Source organism: Erwinia plantamica, from assembly GCF_043420595.1.
GTDB classification, from domain to species: Bacteria; Pseudomonadota; Gammaproteobacteria; order Enterobacterales; family Enterobacteriaceae; genus Erwinia; species Erwinia aeris.
In genome coordinates, this window is the sequence record NZ_JBGCUC010000010.1 from 108,397 (window position 1) to 127,882 (window position 19,486).

General features: G+C 56.7%; 17 protein-coding genes. 4 read left to right on the forward strand and 13 right to left on the reverse strand.

Annotation, left to right across the window (positions count from 1 at the left end; all coding sequences use genetic code 11):
* The first annotated feature begins 3 nt into the window (after nt 1–3).
* Both AB3U87_RS12880 and AB3U87_RS12885 read left to right on the forward strand, forming a co-directional pair.
* Nucleotides 4–1,065 (forward strand): sugar ABC transporter substrate-binding protein, encoded by a 1,062-nt coding sequence (locus AB3U87_RS12880; protein WP_394149281.1) that lies wholly within the window; start codon nt 4–6, stop codon nt 1,063–1,065.
* A 438-nt stretch (nt 1,066–1,503) separates the two neighbouring features.
* Complete coding sequence (locus AB3U87_RS12885; protein WP_394149283.1) at nt 1,504–3,888, forward strand: autotransporter outer membrane beta-barrel domain-containing protein; 2,385 nt, start codon at nt 1,504–1,506, stop codon at nt 3,886–3,888.
* A 32-nt stretch (nt 3,889–3,920) separates the two neighbouring features.
* On the opposite strand, the gene AB3U87_RS12890 is transcribed toward AB3U87_RS12885, so the two are convergent.
* From AB3U87_RS12890 to AB3U87_RS12910, 5 genes are all read right to left on the reverse strand, one after another.
* Nucleotides 3,921–4,283, reverse strand: a complete 363-nt coding sequence (locus AB3U87_RS12890) for a YibL family ribosome-associated protein (RefSeq protein ID WP_253456670.1) — start codon at nt 4,281–4,283, stop codon at nt 3,921–3,923.
* Nucleotides 4,284–4,353: 70 nt separating this feature from the next.
* On the reverse strand, nt 4,354–4,893 hold the full coding sequence (locus AB3U87_RS12895) for an MltR family transcriptional regulator (RefSeq protein ID WP_253456667.1): 540 nt from the start codon (nt 4,891–4,893) through the stop codon (nt 4,354–4,356).
* A gap of 65 nt (nt 4,894–4,958) precedes the next feature.
* On the reverse strand, nt 4,959–6,107 hold the full coding sequence (gene mtlD / locus AB3U87_RS12900; protein WP_394149285.1) for a mannitol-1-phosphate 5-dehydrogenase: 1,149 nt from the start codon (nt 6,105–6,107) through the stop codon (nt 4,959–4,961).
* A gap of 87 nt (nt 6,108–6,194) precedes the next feature.
* Nucleotides 6,195–8,126 (reverse strand): PTS mannitol transporter subunit IICBA, encoded by a 1,932-nt coding sequence (locus tag AB3U87_RS12905; RefSeq protein ID WP_369895348.1) that lies wholly within the window; start codon nt 8,124–8,126, stop codon nt 6,195–6,197.
* Between the two features lie 439 nt (nt 8,127–8,565).
* On the reverse strand, nt 8,566–9,276 hold the full coding sequence (locus AB3U87_RS12910; RefSeq protein ID WP_394149287.1) for a DUF3053 domain-containing protein: 711 nt from the start codon (nt 9,274–9,276) through the stop codon (nt 8,566–8,568).
* A 652-nt stretch (nt 9,277–9,928) separates the two neighbouring features.
* On the opposite strand from AB3U87_RS12910, the gene AB3U87_RS12915 reads away from it, so the two are divergent.
* A complete protein-coding gene (locus AB3U87_RS12915) occupies nt 9,929–10,717 on the forward strand; it encodes a DUF4225 domain-containing protein (RefSeq protein ID WP_394149289.1) in 789 nt (262 codons plus the stop codon).
* Between the two features lie 3 nt (nt 10,718–10,720).
* Here AB3U87_RS12915 and AB3U87_RS12920 read toward each other — a convergent pair whose 3' ends face one another.
* Nucleotides 10,721–11,014, reverse strand: a complete 294-nt coding sequence (locus tag AB3U87_RS12920; RefSeq protein WP_253456654.1) for a hypothetical protein — start codon at nt 11,012–11,014, stop codon at nt 10,721–10,723.
* A gap of 139 nt (nt 11,015–11,153) precedes the next feature.
* Here AB3U87_RS12920 and AB3U87_RS12925 point away from each other — a divergent pair, with 139 nt between their 5' ends.
* Entirely contained in the window at nt 11,154–11,372 is a 219-nt protein-coding gene (locus tag AB3U87_RS12925; RefSeq protein ID WP_394149291.1) for a hypothetical protein, read from the forward strand.
* Nucleotides 11,373–11,375: 3 nt separating this feature from the next.
* Here the strand turns inward: AB3U87_RS12925 and AB3U87_RS12930 are convergent, their stop codons facing one another.
* Genes AB3U87_RS12930 through AB3U87_RS12960 form a run of 7 tightly spaced genes read right to left on the reverse strand, consistent with a single transcriptional unit; the run spans nt 11,376 to nt 19,138 of the window.
* The gene (locus AB3U87_RS12930; RefSeq protein WP_253456651.1) at nt 11,376–12,977 is read right to left on the reverse strand and encodes a gamma-glutamyltransferase family protein; all 1,602 of its coding nucleotides are present in this window, start codon (nt 12,975–12,977) and stop codon (nt 11,376–11,378) included.
* 15 nt (nt 12,978–12,992) lie between these two features.
* Nucleotides 12,993–13,868 carry an ABC transporter permease gene (locus AB3U87_RS12935; RefSeq protein WP_370734869.1) on the reverse strand — a complete coding sequence of 292 codons (876 nt, stop codon included), beginning with the start codon at nt 13,866–13,868 and terminating at the stop codon, nt 12,993–12,995.
* A gap of 2 nt (nt 13,869–13,870) precedes the next feature.
* Entirely contained in the window at nt 13,871–14,812 is a 942-nt protein-coding gene (locus AB3U87_RS12940) for an ABC transporter permease (RefSeq protein ID WP_301730585.1), read from the reverse strand.
* A gap of 15 nt (nt 14,813–14,827) precedes the next feature.
* Nucleotides 14,828–16,342: an ABC transporter substrate-binding protein gene (locus AB3U87_RS12945; RefSeq protein ID WP_394149294.1), complete on the reverse strand. Its 1,515-nt coding sequence runs from the start codon at nt 16,340–16,342 to the stop codon at nt 14,828–14,830.
* The gene (locus AB3U87_RS12950) at nt 16,339–17,430 is read right to left on the reverse strand and encodes an ABC transporter ATP-binding protein (RefSeq protein ID WP_394149296.1); all 1,092 of its coding nucleotides are present in this window, start codon (nt 17,428–17,430) and stop codon (nt 16,339–16,341) included. The genes AB3U87_RS12945 and AB3U87_RS12950 overlap by 4 nt, the downstream gene beginning before the upstream one ends.
* Nucleotides 17,427–18,425, reverse strand: coding sequence for an ABC transporter ATP-binding protein (locus AB3U87_RS12955; protein ID WP_253456636.1), 999 nt, complete (start codon nt 18,423–18,425; stop codon nt 17,427–17,429). Before AB3U87_RS12955 ends, AB3U87_RS12950 begins: the two co-directional genes overlap by 4 nt.
* Nucleotides 18,422–19,138 (reverse strand): FadR/GntR family transcriptional regulator, encoded by a 717-nt coding sequence (locus tag AB3U87_RS12960; RefSeq protein WP_253456634.1) that lies wholly within the window; start codon nt 19,136–19,138, stop codon nt 18,422–18,424. The genes AB3U87_RS12955 and AB3U87_RS12960 overlap by 4 nt, the downstream gene beginning before the upstream one ends.
* Nucleotides 19,139–19,486 lie beyond the last annotated feature (348 nt).

Here is a 19,486-nt window from a genome sequence, read left to right on the forward strand (position 1 = left end):
ACGATGAAAAAATTAACGCTTTCACTGCTGGCCGTCAGCCTGCTGGCCAGCACTACCGCCTTTGCCGATACGGCTGCGGTGCCTGCCGCTATCGCCAGCCATAACGGCCCCGTTCGCGTGGCGGTGATCCGCAATCTGGGATCTGACGACAACACCACCCAGTTTGTCGCGGGCGCTATCCAGCAGGGCCGCCAGCTGGGCTTTAAGGTCAGCGCCTTTCTGAGCAACGGCGACGACGCCCGCTTTCAGGATTTTGTGGAGCAGGCCATCAGCCAGAAGTATGACGGCATCATTCTGTCGCACGGCAAAGATCCCTACGCAACGGCGCTGGTAAAGCGTATTGCCGATGCGGGCATTAAAGTGTCGGTGTTCGACACGCCGGTTAATCAGCCGATAGCGGGCGTAACCGTGACCGCGCAGGATGACGCGTCGCTGGCGCAGCTTTCGCTCGATCGCCTGGTGAAAGACAGCGGCGGTAAAGCCAATATCGTCAAGTTGTGGGTCGCGGGCTTTCCGGCCATGGAGCGCCGTCAGGTGGTCTATGAAAAAGTGCTGAAGGCCAATCCGGGCATCCATCAGCTGGAATCTATCGGCGCGGTCTCTTCTGACGTGCAGGGCGATACCGCGAACAAGGTGGGCGCGATCCTGGCTAAATACCCTAAAGGCAAAATTGACGCGATTTGGGGAGCCTGGGACGCTTTTGCCCAGGGCGCTTATAAAGCGCTCCAGGAAAACGGCCGGACCGAGATCAAACTCTACAGCATCGATGCCTCTAACCAGGATCTCCAGCTGATGCGAGAGAAAAACAGCCCCTGGAAGCAGACGGTCGCGGTGGACAGCAAACTGATTGGCGCGGTCAATATGCGGCTGATAGCGAACAAGCTGGCAGGCGAAGCAACGCCCGCGACTTATCAGTTCAAGGCATCGGCTATCACGCAGGAGCAGCTGGCCGGACAGGCGGTGAATGTCGCCACGCTGAATAAGCTTATTCCTGGCTGGGGTGAATCAACCGATTTCGTCGCACCGTGGTTTACCACGCTGGCGGCACAGCAGGCGAAAAAATAAAGACGATAAAAGCCCGCCCGTGCGGGTTTTTTTACGATAAAAATTGCCAGGAGTTTTCCTGGTAATGACGTTAATCTCCTTTCTTTTTCTTATCTTATCTTTTTTCTCCGAAAATAAACGCCGTAAAAGCGCGCTTTTCTTTCCGCCCTGTTTTGGTATAAAGATACTCTGTTAAAATAAAGTTTCCTCTGTGATAGGCGGATGTCTTTAATTTGTTTTGTTTCAGGGTGATTATATCGCGCATATCAGGAAATTATCTTTCTTTTATATAAGGATAAGAGTGGGGGTTTATGAATAGTATTTACGCTTAATTTGTAGCGTTAAAACAATCGAATGAAACATTCTGGCCGGTAGCAAGCGGGTGGGAAGCGGTATGTGCGTCAACACATACCGCGCGTCGTTTCATTCATTTTATTTTCTGATGGAAAATGAGCAATCATGAAAACGACAAAATCGATATTATCAGGTGTCGCGGCTTCGTTCATCCTTTTGCTGCTTCCTGAGGTATCCGTGGCGTTTACGGAAAACGTCGCCGCTGGCGTGCTGGTGGAGGGCGAAATCATCGGCAGTGCCGATGGGGAAAGCACGCAGCAGGTATACGGGACCACTATGCATACCACTATCGATGCCGGAGGCGTGCAGATAATCAACGCTGGCGGCGTCGCTGACAGTACCGTGGTGAACAACGGTGGGAAGTTACAAAACAACGGCGGCAAGGATAGCGCGACGACGGTAAAATCGGGCAGCGCCTTTTTGCTGGCAGGCCAGGCGAACAGCTACGCCCTGTCGAATAACGCGCTGATTGAAAGCGCTGCGCTTGTTGTTATTAATAATTATGTGCAGACGGAGGGCTGGACGATTAATGCCGGTAAGCTGGACCATATTTATATGGAAGGTTCCAGTTCGGTAATGAAAAACACCACTGTTAACGCCGGACGTTTCTGGATGGAGACCGGGAAAACGCTAAATACAACGCTAAACAGCGGCTATTTCGTCAATGTTGAAGGTAGCGATATCGATACCGTTATCAATGGCGGGACGTACTTTCTGGGCGGCACCCGGCAGGCCTACTCGGAAAATTTAACCATAAACAGCAATGGATATGGAAATCTGAACTCCGGGACTATTAATAATGCCACCATAAATGGCTCGCTGATTGTTACGCCTAATAATATCAATCCTGAAGTTTTGTCCTCATTACAGGGGAATATTACGGTAAATGACGCAGGGCGCCTTATTATCGTTACCGGCGCCGATACGGATAAGGCGAGCTATCACGTGTCCGGCTCGGTCTACCTTTCCAGCAACGCTTCCTTTAGCGGCGAGTATTATTTTGCCCTGGACGATGTCGCCCTGGCAGGCGGCACGGTTATTTACGATCCCAAAGGCTATTCCACGCTGACCCTGAAAACGCTGTCCGGCAGCGGCACGTTTCTGATGGATACGAAAATTTCCGCCTTGCAGGGCGATTTTTTGACGGTGACGGGCCGCGCGACCGGTGATTTCGCGCTTTATGTGATCGACAACGGCGTCAGCCCAACCCATAGCGACAGCCTTCAGGTTATCCAGATTGGCGATGGCGACGCGACGTTTGCGCTGGCGAACAGCGGTGAGGTCGTGGATCTGGGTACTTATCAATATTATCTGGTTGCTGACGGCCAGGGCGGCTGGTCGCTGACGCCGCATAAAGCGGAGGCCGAAGACGATCCAGATCCAGATTCGGATGAGGAGGCGGAAAAACCTTCCCCGGCTGACGACGCGCAAACGGACGCGCCGACAGAGGATGAAGACGAGCCGGATAATCAGGCAGACGTTTTACCTGATAACCAGCCGGATGTGACGCCAGACGAGCAGGACGGGACGTCCGGAGAGGAGGCGGCCGTAGAGCCGTCGCCGCCCGCTGACTATGTCATTACGCCTGCCGCAGCGGCGGTGCTGTCGGTAGCGACCGTCGATCCGCTGATATTCCGTCAGGAGCTGGAAACGCTCAGCGAGCGCCTTGCCAATAGCGACTCGCCTGAACATGACCATAACGTCTGGGGCACGGTGCGCAACGGTCGACTGAACGTCAGCAACGAGGCGGGCGCGGATTATCGGCTCAGCCTCAACTCGTTGACTATCGGCATCGATCGGGCGCAGCAGGGAGCGGAAAGCGCGGCGTGGCAGGGCGTATTCTTCAGCTATGGTCACAGCGATATGCGTTTTCGCGGCAAAGGGATTGGCAAGGCGGATATCGACAGCTGGTCCGGCGGGTTTTACGGCAGCTGGCAGCATGATACCGGTTACTGGCTGGATGGCGTTCTCAAGCTCAACCGCTTTACGCACGAGGTGCGCGCGCGCATGACCAGCGGCGGCGCGGCCAACGGCAGCTTTAATACCACGGGCATCGGCACCGGCATCAGGGCGGGCAAACACTTTCTGGTCGGGGCGGCGAAAGTCACGCCGTGGATCGGCGTAACCGGTTTTACGAGCAACAGCAGCACGCTGTCGTTGAATAACGGCATGAAGGCGCGCATCGGGCCGCAGCGATCGCTGACGGGCGCTGTCGGCGTCAGAACGGAGTATGCGATACAGGTCAGGGAAACGCTGCTGCATCCCTGGGCCAGCATCGGCCTGGAAAGGGAAACGGTGACTAAAAATCGCGTCAGGATAAACGGCGAGTCTTTCAAAAACGAGTTGAGCGGCAGCCGGGGCGTTTATCAGGCAGGGGTCAGAGCGGCGCTGTCATCAACGCTTTCGCTGCACGTTAGCGCAGGTTATATGCAGGGACGTCATATTGAATCGCCGTGGAGCGCGACGGCTGGCGTTAACTGGCGGTTTTAAGAAAGCGGGCGCGGCTGGCGCCCGCCTGAGGATTAAAAAGCGGCTTTCGCGAAGCCGGTTACCTCGGTCAGTCCCATTTCGCGGCCCAGCGCGGTCATCGGGTGCACCACGATCAGGCCGCGTACGCTTTTCTTCAGCGCGCCCATATTGGCCTGCTCTTTTTTGGTGATGGCACGGTTAAAAGGCAGCTGTTTCAGCTTCTGCGCCTCTTTGCTCAGCTTCTCTTCGCGTGCGCCGCGCAGGCGTTCCAGCTCGATAACCAGCTTCTCTTTTTCTTTCAGCAGCTCGCCGAGTTTTTCCGCATCGCCGGATTCCAGCAGCAGCGGCTCCTTACGCGTCAGGGCATCCAGCTTGTCGCTGAGCATTTTAATTTCTGCCTGGATTTGTTCTTTCATTATCATTAACCGTAGAGTGGATCATGGGGCAAGGATACACGAAAGCGCAGGGAAGAGCAGGAAGCGCGGGTTACTTTTTGAAAGCCTGACGGGTGCCGATAGGGGAAATCAGCGCCGTCAGCGACAGCACCAGCGTCGATCGTACCATCTGCTGGTAGCGCTGTTGCAGCATGGCGCGCAGTTCGGCATCGGCGCTGCTGAAATCGGGGCGGGGCGGCAGCGCGTCAACGCAGTGCAGCTCGCCAACCGGGCCAAGCAGCTCGTCGTCGGTAAAGCGGTAGTCGGTGCCGTCGTCGTTCAGCGCCTCACGCAGCGCCAGCAGCAGCTCGGCATCTTCGTACTCATGTCGGCCGATCACGCCCAGACCATACACCAGCTTCAGCCGAACCGACAGCTCGCCCAGCGGGCCGTTGCCCAACAGCAGCGGCTCTACCGCGTACTTTACGGCATAGTCATCCTTGCGGAACACCTGTACCACCAACAGATCGATCGCTTCGCCCAGCAGCTCGACGGCCGCCGCGAAAAAGCTTTTGACCGTGCGGCCGGCGTTCAGGCGTTCCAGCACCCGATTTTCAAAAGCCTGGGGTTTTTCCATCAGAGCCTGCATCATTTTATCCGTAAAACCGTACTCAACGTGGCGGGAAAAGCCGGGCCGCCTACTGGCCCGGCCTGCCGTTACGCCATCTCGTTCCAGGCCGCGACCGCCGCCTTAACCACTTCGCTTTCGGCCTCCAGGCCGGAAACCTGCGCCAGCGTGGCCTGCACGCCCTGACGGTTAATCAGCTCGGCCAGCTCCTGCGCCTGCGGATCCTGATCGCTGCGGTAGTGCAGGGCGGCGGCGATACCTTTCACCAGATTGTCGTGCGGCAGCTGATACTCCAGCGTGCCCAGCGTCGGCTTGATCAGGCGATCGCCCGCGCTCAGCTTGCGCAGCGGCTGACGTCCCACTCGCTCCACATCATCCTGCAAATAAGGATTCTCGAAACGGCCTAAAATTTTCTGGATATAGGCGGCATGTTTCGCCGCTTCAAAGCCGTAGCGCTTAATCAGTACCGCGCCGCTCTCTTCCATCGCGCCCTGAACGATGGCGCGCACCTTCTTGTCCAGAATGGCATCGCGAATGGTTGCGTGGCCTGCCAGCTGGCCCAGATAGGCGGTAATCGCATGGCCGGTATTCAGCGTGAAAAGCTTACGCTCGACAAATGCCATCAGGTTATCGGTCAGCTCCATGCCTGCAATGGCAGGCGGTTCGCCTTTAAACTGGGTTTTATCGACGATCCATTCGCTGAAGGTTTCTACCGTGACTTCCAGCGGATCGGTGGTGCCGGCGGCGGACGGCGGGACGATACGATCCACGGCCGAGTCGACAAAGCCGACGTTCGCTTCCACCCAGGCGTGATGCTGTTCCGGCAGCGCTTTCAGCACGTGGTCTTTCAGCTGGCTGGTGCCGCGCACCATATTTTCACAGGCGATAATATTCAGCGGGCGCGCGTTGCCGCTTTCATGACGCTGCACCAGCCCTTTGGCGACGCCGCCCGCGATGCGTTCCAGAATTTGCGGGCCGACCGCCGTGGTCAGCAGATCCACTTCCGCAATCAGCGGAATAATCTCGTCGCTGGCGCTGTTGACCGCGTTGACGCCCTTAACGATTTCTACCTGCGCCTGCTCGCCTACCACGTGCACCAGGTATTCGTGACGGGCGTTCAGCGCATCCAGCACCACCTGGTTAACGTCGGCAAAAGTGAGCTGTACGCCCGCGTCCGCCAGCAGCTTGCCGATAAAACCACGACCGATATTACCGGCGCCAAAATGAAGAGCTTTCATAATTTTTCCCATATTAATGAAAGGCCGGACAGGCCCGACCCGAAAAAGAGCCGGGCATGCCCGGCCCTGGGGTAATATCCGGTGCGCTTACGCTGACGGCTTGCCTGACAGCAGATCCAGCACTTCCTGCACGTCATTGGTGGTCGCCAGGCGGGCGATGACACTGTCGTCATCCAGCGCGTTGGTCAGGCTGGTAATCACCTGAATATGCTCATTATTACGGGCCGCGATGCCGATAACCAGCTTAGCGATATCCTCTTCGTCCTCGCCGAAGCGCACGCCCTGCGGATACTGGCAGAACACGATGCCCGTTTTCAGCACGCGATCTTTCGCTTCGATGGTGCCGTGCGGCACGGCGATGGACTCGCCCAGATAGGTTGGCGTGAGCTTCTCGCGATCCAGCATCGCATTAACATATTCCGGCTCCACGTAGCCGCCCTTCACCAGCTGCTCGCCCGCAAAGCGGATCGCCTGCTCTTTATCGGTAGCGTGATTGCCGAGGAAGATGTTGCCTGCGCCCAATTTGAAAAGATGCTGCTCGCCGTCGTCGTAGCTGTCGCTCAGCGCGGCGGTCACTTTTTCACGGTGGCCCTCGCTGCGGTTTGCCTGCACCAGACGCGAAGTCAGGTCGGTATACAGGCCGCTGTCCAGGAAGTTGGTCAGCGAGATATGCTGCGCGTGCGGCGCCTGGCGTATCGCGCGCTCGGTCAGATCGCGGTGGGTAATCACCAGATCCACATCGCCCGGCAGGTTGTTGATAGCGGTATTGGTCACGGAAATATTGCTCAGTCCGGCATCGTTAACCTTTTTACGCAGCACGCCTGCGCCCATGGCGCTGGAGCCCATACCGGCATCGCAGGCAACAATGATTTTACGCACGTGGCTCAGGTCGCCGTTCATGGCATCGGTGGCCGTGGCGGTGGACACGGTCTGGCCTTTGGACTGCGCCTTCATTTCAGTGACGCGACGCGCTGCCGCTTCAATATCATCCTCTTCCTTCACCTTGCTGGTTTTCAGCAGGATAGCGGAAACCACGAAAGAGACGGCAAAAGCCGCTACGATCGCAGCAATGTTCGCAAAGTACGCGCCTTTTGGCGTCATCGCCAGCACCGCCAGGATAGAACCCGGAGAGGCCGGAGAAACCAGGCCGCCGTTCAGCAGCGTCAGCGTAAAGACGCCGGTCATGCCGCCCAGGATTACGGCGATAATCAGGCGCGGGTTCATCAGCACATAAGGGAAGTAGATTTCGTGGATACCGCCCAGGAAGTGGATGATAGCCGCGCCGCCAGCGGACTGTTTAGCATTGCCGCGACCGAAGAACATATAGGCCATCAGCACGCCCATGCCGGGGCCTGGGTTAGCTTCAATCAGGAAGAAGATAGATTTGCCGGCTTCGCTGGCCTGCTGAATGCCCAGCGGCGAGAAGATGCCGTGGTTGATAGCATTGTTCAGGAACAGGATTTTCGCTGGTTCAACAAAGATGGAAGTCAGCGGCAGCAGGTTATTCTGCACCATCAGATTCACGCCAGCGGCGAGAATATGCGACAGGCCTTGCACCAGCGGGCCGATAGCCAGGAAGGCCAGGATCGCCAGCAGCATCCCGATAATACCGGCAGAGAAGTTGTTGACCAGCATCTCGAAGCCGCTTTTGATTTTGCCGTCAACGATGCGGTCGAACTTCTTGATCGCCCAGCCGCCCAGCGGCCCGGCAATCATGGAGCCGAGGAACATTGGCATATCCGCGCCGACGATCACGCCCATGGTGGTGATGGCACCTACTACGCCGCCGCGATCGCCGCCGACCAGGCGTCCGCCCGTGTAGCCAATCAGCAGCGGCAGCAGATAAGTGATCATTGGGCCAACCAGCTTGGCCATAGTTTCGTTTGGCAGCCAGCCGGTTGGAATAAACAGCGCCGTGATAATACCCCAGGCGATAAAGGCGCCGATGTTTGGCATTACCATATTGCTCAGAAAGCGACCAAAGTTCTGCACTTTAATCTTGATATCTGATGAGGACATACAAGCACACCCCTTATTGGTACGCGCCGACAAGAGAGCGCGCTGATTTTTGTTTAAAACGTTGCCCTGTGCAGGCGGACTCTAGCACGCGTCCGCAGCGCTGCGTAGCCACCGGGTAAAGTGTGATCTCTATCACCACATAGCGCGGTGAACAGGGGGTTTTTACGTGAAGCCGATCACATAAAGGACAAAAAACAGGCTGATGCTGTTTATTAAATGGGCTTGCCTGGGAGTGTTATGTGATTGATATCACACTTTGTTTTCGGGACTTTATGCCTGATACGTGATGTGGTTCACAATTTATTTACAGCGGCTGGGCAACCGCTAATATTGTCTGTGGCTGAGAAGGTTTGATGAGCCGAAATGGTCTGTGGCTGAGAAGGGCTGTTGAGCGGAAGAAGAGGCGGGCCGTTTAAAGCGAGCGGCCCGCAGCAAAATGTTACTGGCCCTGCAGCGCGATTTGCGCCTGACCAAGCGCATGCGCATTGGCAGAAATATTGCTCATCAGCGTGTTGTACTGGGTCGCCTGTTGCTGGGTCGGGAACTGTATGGTCTGACCGTTAAAGGTCATCTGCGAACCCTGCTGCTGCAGGAAATCGCCCGTCTGCACCGCGTCCTGGCTTAGCTTCTGTAATGCAGGCAGCAGCGGCAGCAGCGTATCGGCTGGCTGCGTGACGACCTTGTTATAAAGGTTGTCATACACCGTTTTCAGCTCCGCTGGCTGTTTCAGCCCGGCTTTGCTGCTGTCGGCCTGCGTTTTCGCCGTCTGGATCTGTTGTGCCAGCACCTCCAGCGAACCGCTGGCCTGACGCAGAGAATCGCGACGGGTCAGGTAGTCCTGCGGCGCACGGATAGCAGACAATTCATCCACTACCGGCTTCAGACCGTTATCCACCGCGCGGTTAACCTGCTGGGAGAAGCCATAAACAATAGCGTAGTCGCTGGCGTAATTACCGACACGCTGTTTCTGATCTTCACTAAGGGCGGGCAGATGTTCGCCGCTGCGCATCGCCGTATTTTGCAGAAAATCGATAAAGGCTTTGCGCTGATCCGCTTCTTTATCGCCACAACCCGTTAGCTGAAACACCAGCATCAGCGCCATAAAAGGCGCCAGCAGACGCGTCCAGCCGCGAATGGTTCCTGTCGTCATCGGAAGTAACTCCTGTAATAGAAATGCTACAAGCAAAAGGCGACCTGTGTCGCCTCTGAAGAATAGTTCAACTCGACTGACGAGGATACGGAAATCGGTTGCTTATACGTGAAGAAAATTTAATTTTCGGTTGGAAAGCACTCAGATTTCTGCCTGTGCGGTCGCTTTTCCACAGGTTGTGTAGCCTTGTCGCTTATGTCTTCTTACATGCGGGAAGGCCAGCCTGATTTTGCCTGACTTCATGAAGAGGACGGGCTGCCTTTTTCACAAATTTTGCGGGGTTCGCGCCAGCAATGTTGGGCCTGGATTACGGCATCCGAATAAATCCATAGCCTGTGTATCTCTCTTTTCTCTGCTCGAGCGGCCGGGCGTTTCTGGGCCCCGAAAAAATAATTCTGTGCCACATCCTGTATAGCCTTTCATATGCCAAATATAACGCTCCCAGGCAGCGTTATTCTTCCTATACCGGTTTGTTGATCTTTCCTGTAATCGCTAATTTGTAAACGGCATAGGCACAGAAATCCTACCTGCCAGCGGGAATAGACCCGTTTTATGCAGAAGCAAATTTTCAGCTTCTGGTTAAGCGCCGTAGCTTTGTGCCTGGCATTACCGCTGTGGTATACATTGCTGGCACTGATAACAAGGAATCGTTATGGATAACTATCTGGATAAGAATCGCTTTAAAAAAGTTTACCGCATACAGGCAATGGGTAAGGCGGATGCGCTCAAAGACATGGCCAGACAGGCTGGAATACGGCATATCAAAAGCCTGATATTACGCGAAAATTTTAATCGTGAAATGGGCAGTTTTATAGAAGAACAGCTGAAATCGATTAACAGAGCCAGTAGTGAACGAGAATGCAAGTTCTTCCTGGATAATCTACATCAGGAAAAAGCGTTTATTAGTGAACAGAGCCTTTCTCTTAATATTAAAAATGCCAGGGTTGTGGTGTCAGCAGAGCTGACCAATAGTCTCGGAACATGGGGGTATTTTATTAACGGTGTGGGTGTGATTATAGGGACCGGACAAATAGTGGCCGGAGCAGGTATAGTGGTGACTTCTATACTCACCGGTAATGTAATAGGTGTTATTGCAGGAGCAACTATAGTTTTGCATGGAGCAAATAATGTATACGAAAGTTTTCAAAATATAAAAATTAATCAGAATGATACACAAGGATTCTTGCGTAGTGGTTATGTGAAAACTGCCAAATTCCTCGGTTTCAGCGCGACTACAGGCCGTGCCACATATAGTGTGGCTGACATATCTCTTTCAGGATATGGTTTAGCAAGAATGATTCTTAAACCAGATTCCTGGCGACTTTACCGTTATCTGCCATCAGATTTTATCAGAAATGTAAAAGTTGTTGGAGCGCCTTCATTAGCTTTGGAGGCGCTGGGAGATAGCATTACTCTTAAAAGCATTTACGACCAACGCTAAGAATTATATTAACTTATAATAAATTATCTTGGCTCCCAATTTTACGGGGGCCATAAAATAAAAAACCACAAGGACAATAAAGTAAACAAAAAGGTAAGAGTAAAAGCTACCATTATCAGACCTGATAAACTCAACAACACCAATAGCTGTAATAATAAAGACCATGAGTAAGACAACTTTAAAAACTCTGAGCAGGCGCCTTAAGGTTTCATGTATTGTCCAGCCCTCACCTTCTGACATACGTTCAACGTAAATCCTTTCCTTTTCGCTAAGTTTGCTTAAATCCACATTATCCATCGCACCTTTCCTTTATTTGCAAATCCATTATGAGCAATTTTAACCCGAATCTATTATGCAATATAGTATTTTGTGGGTTGGAAAACCTTCGGGAGGCATATTATAGCCGCCCGAAAGATTTTAAGAGAAAAGCAGAATTATGAACGGGCCACTTTCTGAAAAGGTGATCTACATGGCCTTTGCTGTTTCGCATTTAGCTACCAGCTTTTCGAAAAAGGGCGGTCAGTTCCGGCACCAGGATGACTGGATCATTTCTGGCACTGATATAGCCCGCCGATCCGCCGCTTGCCCATCTGCCGGCCATGCCCGTTGCAGTACGGGCAATCCGAAACTGTGGCTGCTCAAAGGCGGAGCATAAGCCTCAAAATACCAGTGCCTGGCCGTCCTTGCGGCTTTCGGTGGCGGCTATCCAGAATCCCTGCGGATCGCGAACTATCGCCTGCGCGCCGCCGAAGCTGTAGGTCTGCAGCGGATCTTCCACCACGATGTGATGGCCCATCGCTCGTAAGGCGGCAATGACGTTGCGATCTAACGCCGGTTCGACAATCACTTCCCGGCCCGCCACCACGCGCCAGCGCGGCGCGTCAATGGCCGCCTGAGGATTCTGCTTATGCAGCATAATGCGCAGCGCCATTTGTAAATGCCCCTGCGCCTGCATCGGGCCGCCCATTACGCCAAACGACATCAGCGGCTGGCCGTCGCCGTCGAGCGCGAAGGCAGGGATGATGGTATGGAAAGCGCGCTTGCCGGCCGCCACCACGTTGGGATGCGTTTCCTCCAGCACAAAGCCTGCGCCGCGATTTTGCAGGCTGATGCCGGTATCGGGCACCACGACGCCAGAGCCGAAGCCCATATAATTTGACTGAATAAACGACACCATCATGCCGTTAGCATCGGCGGTAGAAAGGTAAACCGTTCCGCTCTGCTTCGGCGCGCCAAAAGTAAAATCGCCGGCCTGATGAGGATCGATCAGCGCGGCGCGTTCACGCAGATAGTCGTCGCTCAGCAGCAGTTCAGCAGGAAACTCCATGTGCTCTTCGTCGGCGATATAACGTTCCAGATCCACCAGCGCCAGCTTCATCGCTTCAATAGAGAGATGCAGCCACTGCGCCGAATCCGGCTCGTAACGCTCAATATCCCACTGTTCCAGAATGCCCAACGCCATCAGCGTGGCGATGCCCTGACCGTTCGGCGGCAGCTCCTGCACCGAACCGCCGGCAAAAGGGCGGGAAAGCATCGTCACCCAGTCGGCGCGGTGGTTGTGCAAATCTTCCAGCGTCAGCGCCGCGCCGTGCTCTTTGGCGAAAGCGGCGATTTTTTCTGCCAGCTCGCCGCGGTAGAAAGCTTCGCCGTTGGTGGCGGCGATTTTCTCCAGGGTTTCCGCCTGGCGAGGATTGCGGAACAGCTCGCCGACGCGCGGCGGACGGCCTTCGGGTGCAAAGCAGGCGCTAAAGCCTGGCTGATCGCGCAGCTTCTGGTAGCCGCGTTCCCACAGGTGCCCTATCAGCGGCGACACCGGAAAGCCGTTACGCGCATAGTCGATGGCCGGCTGGGCCAGCGTGGTTAACGGCAGCGTACCGAAACGCTCCGCCAGCTCAACCCAGGCGGACACCGCGCCCGGCACGGTTACCGAATCCCAGCCAATCTCCGGCATCGCCTGCAAATGGGCGAAGGTTTCGCGTGACCAGGCGGCGGGTGCGCGGCCTGAAGCATTCAGCGCATGAAGTTCGTTGCCGTCCCAGACGATAGCGAAGGCATCGCTGCCAATGCCGTTGCCGGTCGGCTCCACCACGGTCAGGGCGATAGCTGTCGCAATCGCCGCGTCCACCGCATTACCGCCCAGCTGGAGCATTTTGATCCCGGCCTGTGCCGCCAGCGGCTGCGAGGCGGCGACGGCGTTGCGGCCCATCATCGGCACGCGATAAGACGGATAGCCCACGTTAAAATCACTGATTCCACTCATAGCGGTTCCTTAAAGTTAATCGTTGCGCGGATCGAGCGCGTCGCGCAGCCCGTCGCCCAGCAGATTAAAGCCCTGCACAATCAAAAAAATGGCAAGGCCGGGAAAAATGGACATCCACGGTGCCTGTTCAAGAAAGCCTTTGGCGGTGTTGAGCATCGCGCCCCAGGAAGGATTGGGCGGCTGCTGGCCCAGGCCCAGAAACGACAGGCTCGCCTCGGTAATAATGGCGGAAGCGACGGCCAGCGTGGCCTGCACCAGGATCGGCGACAGCACGTTGGGCAGCACATAGCGCAGCACGATCCAGCGATCGGGCAGGCCGATAGCGCGCGCGCCGTCGATATACTCTTCGTTACGGATAGCAATCACCTGGCCACGCGTCAGGCGGGCGAAGATGGGCATGGCCGACAGGCCGATAGCGATCATCGCATTACCCAGGCTGGGGCCAAGAAAAGCGCCCAGCGCAATCGCCAGGATCAAAAAAGGACAGGCCAGTAGCGCTTCGATAAAGCGTGAAATCACGCCGTCCCACAGGCCCTGTCGGTAACCGGCAATCAGCCCCAGCGGGACGCCAATCAGAATGGCGATCGCCACGGAAATACAGCCTGCCAGCAGCGAAGTGCGCGCTCCCCAAATCATCCGCGACAGAATATCGCGCCCCAGTTCATCGGTGCCGAGCCAGTGCATAGCGGAAGGCGCTTTGCGCACGGCCAGGAAATCGGCTTTGATCGGATCGAAAGGGGCCAGCCAGGGCGCGAGAAGCGCCATCGCCACAAACAGCGCCACAATCACCGCGCCGATCATCGCGCTTTTATTGCCGAGAAATTTTTTCAGCACCCGATTAGTGGGCTTGCGCAGGGTCGCCGCGCCGCCAGCCGTCAGAACTTCACTCATGGTCAGCCTCGCATTTTCGGGTTAATCAGCACGTAAAGCACATCGGCCAGCAGGTTCAGCAGCAGAAAGCCGATAGCCACCACCAGCACCACGCCCTGCACCACGGCGTAATCGCGGTTAAACACCGCATCGACGATCATCTTGCCAAAGCCGGGCAGGGTAAAAACCTGTTCGGTCAGCACCGCGCCGCCCAGCAGTTCGCCAAACAATAGCGTTGTCAGCGTGATCACCGGCACTAGCGCGTTGCGGAAAGCGTGCTTCAGGATCACCTTTTTCGGCAGCAGCCCTTTGGCTCTGGCGGTGCGGATATAATCCGCCTTCAGCACGGCAATCATCGAGGCGCGCGTATGGCGCATCAGTGTCGCGGCCAGGCCCGTTCCCAGCACCAGCGCGGGCAGCAGCAGCGTTTTCACATTTTGCGACACGCTCTCGCTCAGGCTGACGTAGCCGGAAGCGGGCAGCCACTGAAGATGCACGGAAAAGAGCAGGATCAGCAGAATGCCCAGCCAGAAATGCGGCACGGAGATACCGGAAAGCGCCACGAAATTGGTGGCGTGATCGACCCAGCTGTTTTTCCGCACCGCCGCGACGATGCCCATGCTGATGCCAACCAGCAGCGCCACTAGCATCGCCAGCAGCGACAGTTCCAGCGTCACCGGCAGCTTGCTGCTAATCAGCGCGGTCACCGGTTCCTGAGTACGAATAGAAGTGCCGAGATCGCCCTTCAGCGCGTTGCCCAGCCAGTAAAAGTACTGCGAAGGCAGTGGATCGTTCAGGTGATAATGCTCTCTTAGCTGCGCAATTACCGCCGGGTCACGCTCTTCGCCCGCCATCGCGAGGATCGGATCGCCCGGCAGCAGCTTTTGCAGCGAGAAGACCATTATGCTCACCAGAAACAGCGTCGGGATCGCCAGCAGCACGCGTTTACAGATCAGTTCCAGCATGGTCGCTCCTGCGCCTTACGGCGTCATCGTTACGCCAGCCAGGCGCACCAGCCCGTCCGGCCAGGCCTTAAAGCCCTGGAGTTTTTTGGTCATGCCAAAAATACGCGGTTCAAAATAGAGGTAAGCGATCGGCATATCGCTTTGTAGCTGCTGCACCACCTTGTTATACAACGCCTGACGGGCGGCTATATCGTTGGTCTGGCGGGCTTCGGTCAGCCAGCTATCCACCTGTGGATTGCCGTAGCGGCCATCGTTCAGGGTGCCTTTGCTGTTGATAAACGCGAAGATGCTGCCGTCAGGATCGGGACGGCCTGACCAGCCGGAAAGGTTGAGCTGAAAGTCGCCGCGCTGCTGGCGATCCAGCAAGGTAGCAAACTCGCTCATTTGCAGGTTCACGTTAAAGCCCGCCTCGCTGACCATCGCCTGGATCACCTGGCCTACCTGCTGCGAGGTGGGATTGTTGGTGACCAGCAGCGTTACGTTGAGCGGCGTTTTCACGCCGGTGGCGGCAAGCAGCGCTTTGGCTTTTTCCACGTCGCGCGCGGGAACGGGCAGCTTAACGTGGTAAGGGCTGACGGGGGAGAAAGCCTGGTTGGCTGGCGTGTACTGGCCTTCAAACGCCACCTGATTCAGCGCGTCGCGATCGATAGCCAGCGAAAAAGCCTCACGCACGCGGGCATCTTTTGCAAACGGGCTGTCCGGCGCGGTTTTGCCGTTAGCGATATTAAACGTGATGCCCTGATAGCCCAGTCCGGTGACTTTGACCAGGCTCAGGCGGCTGTCGGCGGTAACGGTTTTGACATCGCTGGCGGCAATGCCTTCGGTCAGATCGAGATCGCCGGAACGCAGATTAGCCAGGCGCACCGAGGCATCGGGAATGGGCAAAAAAACCACCTTATCAAAATGATAGGCCGACTTATTCCAGTAGTGGTCAAAGCGTTTCAGGACGATGCGATCCTGCTGCACCCGGCTGGCAAACTGATAAGGGCCGGAACAGACCGGATGCATGGCAAAATCAGGCTTTACGGCGGCTTTCGGCGCCAGCATTGTGCCAGCGCGATCGGTCAGCTGGCTGAGCAGCGCCGCGTCGGCATTTTTCAGATGCAGAATAACCTGAGAAGGCGAAGCCACCTCCACCGACTCAACGGAAGAAAGCTCGCTTTTACGCAGCGAGCCGGGCAGCGTCATGGCACGATCGAGATTGAATTTTACCGCAGCAGCATCAAACTTTTCGCCGTCCTGAAAAGTCACGCCCTGGCGCAGGTTCATGGTTAACGTTTTGCCGTCCTCGCTCCATTTCCAGTCGGTCGCAAGGCCCGGTACCACCTGTAGCTTTTCATCAATATCCACCAGACGATCGCAGAGCGCGGCAAAGACAAAGCGGCCATAGTAGGTGCGGGCAAGGTGCGGGTCGAGCATATCCGGATCGGCGCCCAGGCCGATCCGCAGCGTGCTTTCCGCCTGCGCCGGTAAACTGCCCAGCAGCAGCAGGCCACTAAGGGCGGCGAGTGAAGTATGGCGTAGATTCATGGCGTTATCTCTCCCAAAGAGGTTAAAGCGCGGTGTTTTACCGCCCGATCGAATAGCGCGCGACGGCGCAGAAAAGCGTCTGAAGGCGGCGTAACGGTAATCACGCTGCGGTCACGATTGATCTCCTGCCAGCGGTGGCAGGCCACCTGGCGGCCACCGGCAATGACCTGCTGAATGGGTTCCAGCACGCGGCATTCGTCGCTGACGTAAGGGCAGCGCGTATGAAAACGACAGCCCTTTGGCGGCGCGGCGGGATTGGGCAAGTCGCCCTGCAAAACGGGAATTTGGCGAGCGGCACCCGGCTGCAATCGGGGAGCCGAAGCGATCAGCGCCTGGGTATAGGGATGCAGCGGCGCATCGAAAATTTCCTCTACCGTCGCCAGCTCTACAATCTGCCCCAGATACATCACCGCGACGCGATCGCTCATATGGCGGATCACGCCCAGACCGTGCGCCACCACGATCATGGTCAGGCCGAACTGCTGCTTCAGGCTTTCCAGCAGATTCACTACCTGCGCCTGTACCGACACGTCCAGCGCCGAAACCGGCTCATCGCCCAGCAGCAGCTTCGGGCCGGAAGCCAGCGCGCGGGCAATACCGATACGCTGGCGCTGGCCGCCGGAAAACTCATGCGGATAGCGCCGTGCCCAGACGGCGGGAAGGCCAACCGTTTGCAGCAGTTCGGCGACTTTTTCCTGCCGTTGGCTGCCAGATAGCGACTCGTGCAGCCATAAGGGTTCGCCGACGATATGCTCCACGGTCATGCGCGGGTTAAGCGAGGCGAAGGGATCCTGAAAAATAATCTGTAGTTCACGACGCAGCTGATTCAGACGTGTGCCGCTGGCTTTGGTGATCTCTTCGCCCTGATAAAAAACCTGCCCCTGAGAAGGGGCGAGCAGCCGCAGCAGCAGCCGACCCAGCGTCGATTTGCCACTGCCTGATTCCCCGACAATAGCCAGCGTTTCGCCCGGCATCACCTGCAACGAAATGCGATCGACAGCCGTGACGTGAGGGTTGCGCTTAAATAGCCGCGTCGGGCCAGGAAAGGTTTTTGTTAAATCGCTACATTCAAGGATGGGTAAGGTCATGCGCATTCTCCAGACGTCACGTGCTCTTCCAGCGGGGCGCGAAAACAGGCGACCTGATGGCGGACGCCGATAGCTTGCAGGGCGGGTTTATGCTGGTGGCAGCGTTTTTCGGCAAACGGACAGCGGGTGGCGAAGCGGCAGCCCTGGGGCATCTGTTCCGGCAGCGGCACGGCGCCAGGAATGGTGGCCAGCGTAGTGGTGCGGGTAGCGGCGCCGGGAATGGAACCCATCAGGCCAATCGTGTAGGGATGCTGCGGATCGCGGAAAATTTCCGCGACGTCGCCGGTTTCGACCACCTGTCCGGCATACATCACCGCCACGCGCTGCGCCACTTCGGCAACCACGCCCAGGTCATGCGTAATCATCAGCACCGCCGTGCCGGTTTCCTTCTGCAAGCTGTTAAGCAGCGCCAGGATCTGCGCCTGGATGGTAACGTCCAGCGCGGTGGTAGGCTCGTCGGCAATCAACAGCTTTGGCCGGTTGATGAGCGCCATCGCGATCATCACGCGCTGGCGCATCCCGCCGGAAAGCTGGTGTGGATAGGCTTTCAGCCGCATTTCCGCCGCCGGGATCTGCACCTTTTCTAATATTGCCAGCGCTACGGCCATCGCTTCACGGCGGTTTACCGCATGATGACGCATCACGGCTTCGCTCAGCTGATCGCCCAGCGTGAAAGCGGGATTGAGCGAGGTCATCGGCTCCTGAAAAATCATCGCCAGCTCGTTGCCGCGCAGATCGGCATAGTCGCGTGCGTTCAGGGTTTGTAGCGGCCGATTGAGAAAAGTGATTTCGCCCTGAACGATCTCCGCGCTGTCGGGCAGCAGGCCCATCAGCGCCAGCGAGGTGATGCTTTTACCGCAGCCGGATTCGCCGACCAGCGCCAGCGTTTCGCCAGCTTCGACCTGAAGCGAAATATCGTCCAGCACGCTGACGGGACTGCCTTTAAAACGAACGTTGAGCTGGCGCAGAGCCAGCACCGGCGTTGTGGCCTTCATGGCAGCTCCTCTTTATCACCGCTGAGCGCTTCGATGAGCGCCTGTTGCAGCGCCAGTAAATGTTCACGCATGGCCGCGGCGGCCTCCTGCGGCTGCCGCTCCGCGATATGTTGCACCAGCCGCTGGTGATGGTCGTCGTAGCTGTGCAGCCGATCCGTCGTTCGCGCCAGCACGCGCAGGTGCTGCCAGCCCGGATCCCGGCGAACCGCGTCGACCGCGTCGAACAACCCCAGCATCAGACGGTTGCCTGCAGCTTCGGCGATAGCCCGGTGAAACGCGCTGTCCCACAGTTCGTGCCGATCGCTGTCGTCCGGGGCGATGCTCTGCATCCTCTCCATCAGCCGCTGCATCAGCGCAACCTGCTCGCCGCTGGCCCGCAGGGCGGCCAGACGAGCCAGCCCCGGCTCCAGCTGAATACGGGCCTCCATCACTTCCAGCAGATTTGAGCGCTGCGGCAAATCGTGCAGCGCCAGCGGCTGAACCGGCGCGGCCGGGCCGACAAACGTGCCTTTACCCTGCTTGCGCCAGATGCGGCCTTCTTCTTCCAGCACGTCCAGCGCCCGGCGGATCTCACGACGGCCCACGCAAAACCGTTCGGCCAGCTCCCGTTCAGTAGGCAGCGGGTTAGCCGGTTGGGCTTCCTGCTGCTGGATCAGCTGGCGCAGCTTTTCCAGCGCGGAATGGGAACTGGTGGAATTTGTTGTATCAGTCATGATTGGTTCGCTTCTTCAGCCCCTGAAATAGTGCGACGGCAGCGGTAATCGAACGGCCAGCCACGGAGATAACAGAGGCAAAAAGCGAACCAATATTGAATTGGTACGGCAGAGCGGCGCGGTTATTTACGTAAGCGTTTGAATTTAAATATTATAAATTTTACTTGTTCAGCCGGGTGGGAAACGGCAGGCAGTAAGATGCCGCTTTTTGGTGCAGATGTGGGCAGACATAAAGCGCCACCGGCGTGCAGATTAATGGCGGGGCATAGCAAATTGACCAGATAGCTTTTTCCGTAGCGGTAAAGGAGAGGCGCCAAATAATCAATCTGCCGGATTGTTAGTAATGGC